The sequence below is a fragment of the Shewanella sp. NKUCC01_JLK genome, assembly GCF_019345615.1.
Lineage (GTDB): Bacteria > Pseudomonadota > Gammaproteobacteria > Enterobacterales > Shewanellaceae > Shewanella > Shewanella oncorhynchi.
This window is the reverse complement of sequence record NZ_JAHKRD010000021.1, coordinates 106,846-116,899: the sequence shown is the minus strand read 5'-3', so window position 1 is coordinate 116,899 and position 10,054 is coordinate 106,846. Positions and strand designations below refer to the sequence as shown.

The 10,054-nt window shown below is 45.0% G+C and carries 9 protein-coding genes; 5 read left to right on the top strand and 4 right to left on the bottom strand.

The window, feature by feature from the left end:
- Positions 1–466: 466 nt before the first annotated feature.
- Positions 467–928: an RNA-binding protein gene (locus KO537_RS20135; protein WP_113941557.1), complete on the top strand. Its 462-nt coding sequence runs from the start codon at positions 467–469 to the stop codon at positions 926–928.
- Between the two features lie 36 nt (positions 929–964).
- Here the strand turns inward: KO537_RS20135 and murI are convergent, their stop codons facing one another.
- Positions 965–1,789: a glutamate racemase gene (gene murI / locus KO537_RS20130; protein ID WP_173242618.1), complete on the bottom strand. Its 825-nt coding sequence runs from the start codon at positions 1,787–1,789 to the stop codon at positions 965–967.
- A gap of 222 nt (positions 1,790–2,011) precedes the next feature.
- Between murI and trmA the strand changes: the two genes are divergently transcribed.
- Positions 2,012–3,109 carry a tRNA (uridine(54)-C5)-methyltransferase TrmA gene (gene trmA, locus KO537_RS20125; RefSeq protein WP_173242616.1) on the top strand — a complete coding sequence of 366 codons (1,098 nt, stop codon included), beginning with the start codon at positions 2,012–2,014 and terminating at the stop codon, positions 3,107–3,109.
- A gap of 107 nt (positions 3,110–3,216) precedes the next feature.
- Here trmA and fabR read toward each other — a convergent pair whose 3' ends face one another.
- Complete coding sequence (gene fabR, locus KO537_RS20120) at positions 3,217–3,831, bottom strand: HTH-type transcriptional repressor FabR (protein WP_105251021.1); 615 nt, start codon at positions 3,829–3,831, stop codon at positions 3,217–3,219.
- 144 nt (positions 3,832–3,975) lie between these two features.
- On the opposite strand from fabR, the gene KO537_RS20115 reads away from it, so the two are divergent.
- The 3 genes from KO537_RS20115 to mnmH all read left to right on the top strand — a co-directional run bounded on the left by KO537_RS20115 (position 3,976) and on the right by mnmH (position 7,342).
- Entirely contained in the window at positions 3,976–5,082 is a 1,107-nt protein-coding gene (locus KO537_RS20115; protein ID WP_173242614.1) for a fatty acid desaturase, read from the top strand.
- A 95-nt stretch (positions 5,083–5,177) separates the two neighbouring features.
- Positions 5,178–6,236 carry a selenide, water dikinase SelD gene (selD, locus tag KO537_RS20110; protein WP_173242612.1) on the top strand — a complete coding sequence of 353 codons (1,059 nt, stop codon included), beginning with the start codon at positions 5,178–5,180 and terminating at the stop codon, positions 6,234–6,236.
- Positions 6,236–7,342: a tRNA 2-selenouridine(34) synthase MnmH gene (gene mnmH, locus KO537_RS20105; RefSeq protein WP_173242610.1), complete on the top strand. Its 1,107-nt coding sequence runs from the start codon at positions 6,236–6,238 to the stop codon at positions 7,340–7,342. The genes selD and mnmH overlap by 1 nt, the downstream gene beginning before the upstream one ends.
- Before the next feature lie 78 nt (positions 7,343–7,420).
- Here the strand turns inward: mnmH and KO537_RS20100 are convergent, their stop codons facing one another.
- The gene (locus KO537_RS20100) at positions 7,421–9,283 is read right to left on the bottom strand and encodes an MFS transporter (protein WP_173242608.1); all 1,863 of its coding nucleotides are present in this window, start codon (positions 9,281–9,283) and stop codon (positions 7,421–7,423) included.
- Positions 9,274–9,885: a TetR-like C-terminal domain-containing protein gene (locus KO537_RS20095; RefSeq protein WP_173242606.1), complete on the bottom strand. Its 612-nt coding sequence runs from the start codon at positions 9,883–9,885 to the stop codon at positions 9,274–9,276. Before KO537_RS20095 ends, KO537_RS20100 begins: the two co-directional genes overlap by 10 nt.
- Between the last annotated feature and the right edge of the window lie 169 nt (positions 9,886–10,054).

Here is a 10,054-nt window from a genome sequence, read left to right as displayed (position 1 = left end):
CACACAGATTTGCTTGATAAATTGTTAAAGAGCGTTGACCACACACTGAGTTTTCAGCGGGTCAGGGCTGCGTATTCTACGCATTCCCGTTAGTGCGTCAAGTAGTTTTTTTCAACTTTCTCAACGCTCATCGTTTAGCTCGCTAATCGATGAACTGCATGGCTTTCTTTGCTTAACTTGCGTTACGCTGTCTGCCGTGTCAGTGGATGCGCATTATAGGGAGATTGAGAAAGTCCGCAAGGGCTTTTTATCGATCATTGAATCGCACGTCGATATTTTAAACGTTATGACCATTTTTTAGCTTATAAGCTCTATTTATCGGAGATAAGTAAGGTTTTTTATCTAATAATTGATAATTCACGCTCAATATTTCAGCAATGGTCTAGTGTAAAAGTAAATAATTCATTACCATATACTTGCTGTTAACAGTTATTTATCAATTTCCCATTCATCAGAGAGCATTCTTATGCAAAAGTCATTTCTTATTGTCTTGATTGTCGCCATTATTGGCGCAGTAGCACTATCTCAGTTCGCAACGCCATTATCAGCTATTGCTTTTGTCGCTGGCGCTATCATTGCAAGTCTTGTTTTTAAATTTGTTCCAGAGACTTCATCATCTCATGCTTCAGAAGAACAATATGTTGGCCCTACAATGACCTTATATGTAGGTAACCTGCCTTATCGTGTTCATGAGGGTGAAGTAAAAGTACTATTTGGCGAATTTGGTCCAGTAAACTCTGTGCGTTTAGTCAGAGATCGTAAAACGGGTCGTCGTAAAGGTTTTGGTTTTGTGGAGATGTCAGAATCAGGCGCTCAGAAAGCCATGGTTAAACTGAATGACTATAGTTTCCAAGAAAGAACCTTAAAAGTAAGAGAAGCAAAAACACAAGATTCGGAAGCTGCCGACCGTACAGGGACAGACGAGTAGCATTACCGCTTAAACTGTTTTGCTTTATTTTGTAATTTAGTTGGTTGTGGTGATTCGTTCGATAGTTGAAAAGCCACAATCAATTAATGTTGTTGTTAACCCTTCGCTGATTCCCACCTTAGTATAGAAAGCTTGCATCACTGACTCCCTTACTGCTTCTCTCTCATCTGTTACTCTGTGCTCTTCCACAATAAGATTCTGTTGCGTTAAAAGAGTAACAACTCGCTTTGCAATAGCAGCGCCAGAATCCATTAGTTTTACGCCCGCACCGAGCACTTGTTGTAATTCAGCTTTGATCATAGGGAAATGAGTGCAACCTAGTACCAGAACATCCAATTGTGCGGCAACGACTGGTGCCAGTAATTGTGCCAATCTATGCATATCCAACATTCCAGTCGCCACTTTTTGTTCTGCCATCATCACTAATTCAGAACACCCAAAGAGTTCGACATGGCAATCATCAGCAAATTGGCTGATGAGTTCATGGGTATAATGACGCTTAACTGTGCCAGGTGTAGCCAAGAGTCCAATACGTTTACTCTTAGACATTAGAGCGGCGGGTTTAATGGCAGGGACAACACCTACGATAGGGACAGAAAGATGCGCACGTAATGCCGGTAATACAACAGTACTTGCAGTATTGCAGGCAACGACCACTATCATTGCATTGGTACGAGCCACTAGATCGCATACTAATTCGACACAGCCAGAAATTAATACCTGCTCTTCCAGCTCCCCATAGGGCAACCTAGCGTTGTCGAAAAGATAGCAATAGTCGCTATGGGGCAAACTCTTGCGGATTTCAGCCAGTACAGATAGACCACCAATCCCAGAATCAAACACTAATATAGGTCGCGACAAGCGAATCTCCAGTTTCGGATATATAAATAAACTATACAGATTGGACGCATTAACGATTCGATGGCTGCTTTACCGACGGAATCCAGCCAAATACCATAGAACCACATTCAAGTGCGCGGATTTTCCCATAGCTTTGCGAAAACCGCAAAAGCAAGATACTGGACATTCGTGTCACCTAGTATAATATTTGCGCCCCAATTTACAGCAACGGTGAATCAAACAATGAACTTAGCAGCAATGGACCCTCAGACTTATGATGCGCAGTTAGAACACAAGCGTATCAAGCTAGAACAAGCCTTTGCCCAATTTGAAACACCGAGTGTTGAAGTTTTTGCCTCAGAGCCAGCTAACTACCGTATGCGCGCCGAATTCCGCATGTGGCATGATGGTGACGACTTATACTATTACATGTTCGATAAAGTATTGAATGAGAAAGTACGTTGCGATCAATACTTACCAGCTAGCGTACTCATCAATCAAATGATGTCGGCCTTAATCGCCGAGCTGAAACCGAATCCGAGTCTAAGGCACAAATTGTTCCAAGTGGATTTTTTGTCGACTTTAAGCGGCGAGATTTTAGTGTCTTTGCTTTATCACAGGCAGCTTGATGACCAATGGCGCGCCGATGCGGCTGCACTGAAAGCCAAGTTAAGTAGCCAGTTTAACGTCAACATCATCGGCCGTGCCCGTAAGCAAAAAATCGATTTAGATAAAGACTTTGTGGTTGAGTCATTACAAGTAAATGATAACACCTTCTTATATAAGCAAATCGAGAACAGCTTTACTCAACCCAATGCCAAAGTTTCCGTAAAAATGTTGGAGTGGGCTATCGATGCGACTCAAAACAGTAAGGGGGATTTACTCGAGCTCTACTGTGGTAATGGCAACTTCTCTATCGCACTGGCGCAAAACTTTAATCGCGTGTTGGCCACCGAACTAGCCAAGCCTTCAGTGGATGCAGCACAGTACAATATCGAAGTGAATGGTATTGATAATCTGCAGATTATTCGTATGTCAGCCGAAGACTTTAGCGATGCCATGGCGAAGAAACGCAGCTTTAGACGTTTAGAAGGTATCGATCTTGACAGCTATGTTTGCAACACCATTTTTGTCGACCCACCACGCGCGGGGATTGATCCTGATACGCTGGCGTTAGTCCAAGGTTATGAGCGGATTTTGTATATTTCCTGCAACCCTGAAACCTTAAAAGATAACCTGCAACAACTGAACGAAACCCATAGAGTGACCCGCTTTGCCTTGTTTGATCAGTTCCCTTACACAGATCACATGGAAACGGGTGTACTACTCGAGCGTCGTTAATCACTTCAGATACACTGAGCTCGACTGCATAACACTTAAACGTAAATTCGCTAAAAATAATGGAGCCTAAGGCTCCATTATTTTAGTAAATCTACATCTCACTCAGATTAGCGGTGTTCAACCTTATGCTGCAAAGCCTCGGCGCCTTTGGCGACCATGCGCAATTGCATGACTAATTGATCGGCAAGAATTTTGCGGTCAGCCCGTTTCATATCTAATGCTGAAGCGCCGGCATTAAACACCAGTGTCACTAAAGCTTCAGCCTGTGCACGAGCTAGCAAGGGGGTTCGCCCCGCTTTGGCTTCGGTATAATGAGCCAATTCAGAAATAAAATGCTCAATTTCGCGGGCAACTGCCGCACGGAATGCAGCCGAGGTTCCAGAGCGTTCATGCAATAAGATACGGAATACGTTTGGATTAGAATCAAGCACTTCCATAAAGGTATCAACGGAAATACGAATCACACTGCCACCCACTTCAGCTCGCTGACGGCCTTTACGCATCATCTGCCTTAGGGTTAACCCGCCCTCGTCAACCATAGTAAGACCGAGTTCGTTCATATCTTTAAAATGGCGATAAAAAGATGTCGGCGCGATATTAGCTTCCCGAGCAACCTCTCGCAAACTCAGACTTGAGAAACTGCGCTCAGCACTTAGCTGATTAAAGGCCGCATCGACTAAAGCTCTGCGAGTTTTCTCTTTTTGCTGTGCTCGAATACCCATTCTTAAATCCGCTAACTGAATGTAATAACGCGATAATACCGCTTTTAGGCATTAAACACAGCCCCATCGTCCTTGACCAAACAATATAGCTAAGCTAAATTAGCTTACAGATGTACGCTCAAAAGCGAATTTTGGAAACCTATAATGAAAAAACCCCCTATCATCTGGCTTAATGTCAGTCTGTTTGCCATCACTTTCCTCAGTGCGGTAATTTTAGTTCCATGGCGCGGTATTGTTCATGGCTATGGTGCCAGTGAATGGATCGCTTTTATTGTTTTAGCCTTTGCCAGTGGCCTGTCAATCACCGCGGGTTATCACAGACTCTGGTCACACAAGGCCTATAAAGCCCATCCGGCGGTGCGTTTTATATATGCCCTTGGTGGTGCTTTAGCATTACAAAACAGTGCATTGCACTGGGCATCTGATCACAGAGTCCACCACAAGCACGTAGATGATAACGACAAGGACCCGTACTCAGCCAAAATGGGATTCTGGTACAGTCATATCGGTTGGATGCTGCGTGAGTATCAGTCGCAACGCTATCACGATTATCAAAATGTGCGTGATCTGCAAAATGACCGCATTGTCATGTGGCAACACAAACATTACCTCACACTCGTGTTGCTGATGAACATTGGACTGCCAGTAATGCTTGGTTGGCTCAATGGTGACGTGCTGTCTATGTTATTGATGGCGGGTTTACTGCGTTTAGTGGTGGTGCATCACTGCACTTTCTTTATCAACTCTTTAGCCCACGTGTGGGGCAGTCAGCCTTATACCGATAAGAATACCGCCCGCGATAATGGCTTCTTGGCCATGTTGACCTACGGTGAGGGTTATCATAATTTCCATCATATTTTCGAAAATGACTATCGTAATGGCATTAAATGGTGGCACTACGATCCAACCAAATGGTTGATTAAGTCATTATCTTGGTTGGGATTAGCTAAGGATTTGCGTACGAGTCCACAGGAACGTATCGAGAGCGCACGCTTACAGATGCAGTTATTACGTACCAAGCGGAAGGTTAATAACCTACCTAATGCTGATGAAATTATTGAAAAAATCCAAGCAGAGTATGAGTTATTAAAGCTGCACTTAATGGATTACTATCAAGCACAGAAAACCTTGCTTGAGGCCAAGCGTAAACAACTTGTCGATCAGCAACTATTGCAACAAGTTGAAGAGCTAAAGGCGCGTTTCTTAGTCCAGCAAAAACATTGGCGCAGCCTGACCGCAACTTATAGCTAAGCCACAATTCTGCCCGAAAGTCATACGGCCACCTTGCATGGTGGCCGTATCTGATTATGATGATGCCTTAATCACTTAAATAGGCTGTTGAGATCATGTCAGATTCCCCAGTTACACTCCCAGAATCAATCAAGCTAACAGAATATAGTCATGGCGCAGGTTGTGGCTGCAAAATATCCCCTAAAGTGCTCAGCACTATCTTAGCCTCGCAATTACCTGTATTTACCGATCCAAATCTGCTGGTTGGCAATCAGAGCCGCGACGATGCTGCAGTGTACAAACTCAATGATGACATAGGCATCATTAGCACTACCGATTTTTTTATGCCAATTGTTGACGATCCATTCACCTTCGGTCGTATCGCAGCGACCAATGCGATCAGCGATATTTATGCCATGGGCGGCACGCCTATTATGGCGATTGCAATTTTAGGTTGGCCAATCAATAAACTACCCGCAGAAATCGCACAGCAAGTGGTCGATGGCGGCAGACAAGCCTGCATGGAAGCAGGGATCATGCTAGCCGGTGGTCATAGCATAGACGCACCCGAACCTATTTTTGGTCTCGCGGTTACCGGGCAAATTGCCTTAAGTGATTTAAAGCAGAATGATACCGCTAAAGCCGGCGATCGTTTATATCTCACTAAACCTATCGGCATTGGTATTTTAACCACAGCGCAAAAACAGAAAAAACTCCGCGATGAAGATAGTCTCATTGCGGTCAATGCTATGTGTCAACTCAATACTATAGGCGTGACCATTGCAAAAATTAGCGGTGTAAATGCCCTGACCGATGTCACAGGTTTTGGACTGGCGGGACACTTACTCGAAATGTGCCAAGGCGCCAACCTCACTGCGAAGCTTAAATTTGATGCAGTGCCATTGTTACCACGCGCCTTAGATTATTTGGCTTTAGGTTGTGTTCCTGGTGGGACTCACCGTAATTACGATAGTTATGGCGAGCATCTCCCTGAACTCAGCGAGCATCAAAAAGCGATACTGTGCGATCCGCAAACCAGTGGTGGCCTGTTAGTTGCCGTCTCGGCCGCAGCTGAAGCGGAATTAATCGCCCTACTCGATGCGAACCACATAACCCCAATCTGCATTGGGTCACTGGAAACACCGACCACTGCAGCGAATGTGGTGTTGTGCTGATGCCAAGCGCTATTATAGCCGCAGAGCAATATAGGGAGATCTTTCTCAATCAACATCCGATGATGGATGTGCGAGCGCCCATAGAGTTCACTCGGGGCGCGTTTCCCAACTCGACCAACTTACCCTTGATGCTGGATAGTGAAAGGGAAAAAGTCGGTACTTGTTATAAGCAATTTGGTCAGCAAGCCGCGATTGCACTAGGCCACTCACTGGTGAATGGTTCCATCAAGCAACAGAGAATCGAGGCTTGGGCTAGCTATGTTAAAGCCAATCCTAATGCTTACCTTTATTGCTTTCGCGGCGGCCTGCGCTCGCAACTCACTCAGCAATGGCTTAAAGAAGCGGGTATCGAAGTCCCTTATATTCAGGGTGGCTATAAGGCCATGCGCCAATATCTGATTGGCGTGATTGAAGCGGCACCGACTCAACAGCCGTTATTGAGTTTGAGCGGGATGACGGGCTGCGGTAAAACCGATTTTCTACTACAGCGTAAAGAAGCGGTTGATCTTGAAGGAATCGCTAATCACAGAGGCTCTAGTTTTGGAAAGAATATCGACCCACAGCCAACGCAGATTAACTTTGAAAATCAACTCGCCATTGCCTTGCTACAGCACCAAACAAGTGGCACGGCGTGTTTACTGCTCGAAGATGAAAGCTTCCTGATTGGGCGTTCGGCGCTGCCGCAGACATTTTACAATGCCATGCAAGCCGCTAATGTTTTAGTGCTAGAAGAGTCGGATGATGCGAGGCTCGAACGCTTACGCTATGAATATGTGCATAAAATGTATAGCGGCTTCTGTGAGCGCCTAGGGCCGGAAGCAGGTTTTGCGGCTTTCAGTGAATATCTATTACAGAGTTTAGTGAGCATTCGCAAACGTCTAGGCGGAAAACAACATCAAGAACTGCAAGATTTGATGCAACAAGCCCTCGATCAACAAATCAGTCAGAATGATACTTCGCTGCACTTAGTCTGGATAAACCTGTTATTGCACAAGTATTACGATCCTATGTATCAATACCAATTACAGAAAAAGTCTGAACGTGTACTCTTTAAAGGTTCGCACCAAGCGATGCATGAGTGGCTGGATAGCTATCAAACACGATAAATCGCCACCCTAAAATAAAATAACCGCGAACATTTGCTTCGCGGTTATCACTTCACTTTATTTCATACCTTAACGAATTTATGAATTGCCCAGCAGGCTCGCCACTTGGACTCTCAAAGATTCCTTATTCGCAAGCTTACCATCGACGGCATCCGTTAAATCCACCGACACCCTTGACCAAAAACGCTTGGGCATTTTAGCCAAGGCATGTCCGCCCTTGTGACTAAAGTAAGAACCCCATAATCCGTGCAATGCCATAGGAATGACTGGCACAGGATCTCTGGCCAAAATCTTATCAATTCCGGGACGAAAATCGCCAAGTTCACCGTCAGGTGTGAGTCGACCCTCAGGGAAAATACATACCAACTCGTCATTGACGAGCGCTTCATGAATCGCCTCGAAGGCACGATTATAGGTCTCTTCACTTTGCTTAGGCGAACAGATAGGGATCACACCAGCGTGGCGGAACAAATACTTCAACAGAGGAATTTCGCTGATGGATTTATCCATCACAAAGCGGATTGGCCGTGTCGACGCTCCCATAATAATCAATGCATCCACATAACTCACATGGTTACAGACTATGATGCCAGCCCCTTCCTTTGGAATTTTCTCTCGGCCTGTGACTGTCACTCGATACATGACATGACTGAGTAAGTAACTGATAAATCGTTGTGTAAATTCTGGTACTTGTGAATAAACATAGAGCGCGACTACAGCATTCATCACGGCGAGTAGCAGAAATAACTGTGGAATAGTCCAACCTGCAACGCCCAGAAACAGCATAGATAACAGTGCCGAAACCACCATAAACAATGAGTTCATAATGTTATTGGCAGCAATCGCCTGAGCACATTCGCCCTTAGGCGAACGAGATTGAATAAACGCATACAGGGGGACGATAAACAAGCCACCGCTAACGCCGATCATAAAGAAATCCAGCATCACCCGATAATGTTGCGACTCGCCAATAAAGACCTTTAATCCATAGACAAAACCAGCATCCACTGGCGCAGGTGGAATAGCCCAAAGCAAATCGACACCAAAGATAGTTAATCCCAATACCCCAAATGGCAGCAAACCGAGTTCCACATGGCCGTAGGAGAAACGTTCACAAACGAAGGAGCCAACAGCAATCCCGATGGAAAACATGCCTAATAATAATGACACCACAGTCGCACCAGAATGCAAATGCAGCTTAGCAAAGTTAGGAAACTGAGTCAGATAGGTCGCGCCTAAAAACCAAAACCAACTGATAGCGAGGATAGCCATCCAGATTGAAGGCGTTTGACGGGCTTTTTTGATGCTACGCCAAGTGCCCGATAACGGCCTGAAACGTATTTTTTCAATGACGCCCTGCGGTGGTAATGCAGGAATCGCTCGGCTCGATAAATATCCTGCAAAGGCTAATACAGCAACAGTAATCGCCGACCAAAGCGTACCGTTTTCATCAGAAACCAAGATCCCCGCACTCAAAGTGCCCACCAGAATCGAGAGAAAAGTGCCCATCTCAACCCAAGCGTTGCCTGTGACTAACTCGTCCTCTTTCAACGCTTGGGGTAACAAGGAATATTTAACCGGACCGAAGTATGCTGACTGGCTACCCGTTAAAAATAACAGTAATAACATCATCATGTAGCTCTCACTCAGAATCGCAATCGCGGCGCTAAACATGATGATGACTTCGAGTAATTTCAATCGGCGAATAAGTTTAGCCTTATCCATATTATCGGCGACTACACCCGCATGGGCCGAAAAGAGGAAAAATGGTAAAATGAACACCCCAGCCGCCAAGTTCACAAACATATCGACGCTTATGGGTAGGTCTTTCACTTGGCTAAAGGTCACTAATAGCAGCAACACATTTTTATAGATGTTGTCATTCAATGCGCCTAAGCACTGAGTCGCAAAATAGGGTAAAAAACGTTTTGTTAGCAGCATGATAGTTCCTTCTGGTAACCCATTCCTTGTAAATACGCTTGGACGTGACTCTCGAGTAAATCCTGCAGTGATAATGACTCAGCGAAGAGCTTATTATCGAGTGACAGAGAGGTCAGCCCATGAATCCCCCCCCATAATACCCGGCTCATACTGAGATGCTGTGTCTGCGTAACCTCGGGAAATAGTTGCGCCAATTCACGCTCAATCAGAGTAAATAACCCCGCTATCAATTGCCCTTGCGATTCAGGCAAGGGTTCAGAATCGAGTAATTGCAGCTCAAAAACCAGCTTGAAAGCTTGGCGCTGCTCATGGGCGAATTGACTATACTCCCACGCCATTGCAATAATTTTACCTAAACTGTCGGCTGCGCGAACACCCGTCAATCGGTCGTGCAAAGTCCTAAGCGTTGACTCAGAAACCGCCAGTAATAAATAGTTGTAGCTGCCGAAAATATTAATCAAGGTACTAGGGACATAACCAATTTGACTGGCCACTTTGCGTAAACTGAGCCCTATGGCACCTTGATCTATCAGTAACTCAGTTGCCGCTTGTATTGCCATCGCGCGAATTTCATCATGGCTGTGTTCTTTTCGTCTGGCCATAGGTCTCATCCCCTGTTGAATAGCAAGAGACTAACAGCAGTTAAAATAAAAAACAACGTTCAAAATAAGTTTATTTTACGTACAGGAGAGGGTAAATAATGAAGGATATTATTGAGGATGATGGATAAAGATAGGCACTCGAATTAGATTCCCTCAGCAAGCCGAACTG

Coding starts and splice junctions, on each gene's coding strand:
- KO537_RS20135 (WP_113941557.1), top strand. CDS start 467: ATGCAAAAGTCATTTCTTATTGTCTTGATTGTCGCCATTATTGGCGCA.
- trmA (WP_173242616.1), top strand. CDS start 2,012: ATGAACTTAGCAGCAATGGACCCTCAGACTTATGATGCGCAGTTAGAA.
- fabR (WP_105251021.1), bottom strand. CDS start 3,831: ATGGGTATTCGAGCACAGCAAAAAGAGAAAACTCGCAGAGCTTTAGTC.
- KO537_RS20115 (WP_173242614.1), top strand. CDS start 3,976: ATGAAAAAACCCCCTATCATCTGGCTTAATGTCAGTCTGTTTGCCATC.
- selD (WP_173242612.1), top strand. CDS start 5,178: ATGTCAGATTCCCCAGTTACACTCCCAGAATCAATCAAGCTAACAGAA.
- mnmH (WP_173242610.1), top strand. CDS start 6,236: ATGCCAAGCGCTATTATAGCCGCAGAGCAATATAGGGAGATCTTTCTC.
- KO537_RS20100 (WP_173242608.1), bottom strand. CDS start 9,283: ATGCTGCTAACAAAACGTTTTTTACCCTATTTTGCGACTCAGTGCTTA.
- KO537_RS20095 (WP_173242606.1), bottom strand. CDS start 9,885: ATGGCCAGACGAAAAGAACACAGCCATGATGAAATTCGCGCGATGGCA.